The organism is Bacillus sp. LR--39 (assembly GCF_053613335.1).
Genome location: NZ_JBSIOT010001460.1, coordinates 1 through 543, shown reverse-complemented (window position 1 = coordinate 543; position 543 = coordinate 1). Strand labels below are relative to the sequence as shown.

Sequence of the window (543 nt, the reverse complement as noted above, 5' to 3'; positions counted from 1 at the left end):
CATCATTCCACCGCTAACGATAATCTTTTTCTCCCGGAAAGCTATGTGAAACAGCTTGACGGACTCAAAGAGTATGATCCCGACCTGTACCGGATTGCCCGCAAAGGACGATTCGGCGTCAACGGGATCAGGGTGCTGCCGCAGTTCGAGGTACTCCCGCATGATCAAGTGAAAAAATGTATCGCAGCCATCAGCAAGCCAATCTTTCGTACAGGCATGGATTTTGGATTCGAGGAATCCTATAATGCCGTCGTCCGGCTTGCTGTCGATCCTGAAAAAAAATATCTCTACATTTATTGGGAGTATTATCAAAACAAAATGACAGATGACAGGACGGCTGAGGAGTTGCGTGAGTTTATTGAGACACAGGAATTGATCAAAGCCGACTCGGCTGAGCCGAAAAGCATTCAATATTTCCGCCAGCAGGGCTTTCAGATGGTTGGAGCCAGAAAGTTTCCCGGCTCCAGGCTTCAATATACCAAAAAGGTAAAACGGTTCAAAAAAATCTTCTGTTCGGACCGCTGTGAAAATGTCATCTATGAG

Annotated in this window: 1 protein-coding gene; it reads left to right on the top strand. The window is 46.4% G+C overall.

Annotated elements, in window-relative coordinates; all coding sequences use genetic code 11:
* Nucleotides 1–543, top strand: a 543-nt coding sequence (locus tag ACWHAR_RS31130; RefSeq protein ID WP_452088937.1) for a PBSX family phage terminase large subunit, incomplete at both ends; no start/stop codon positions are given.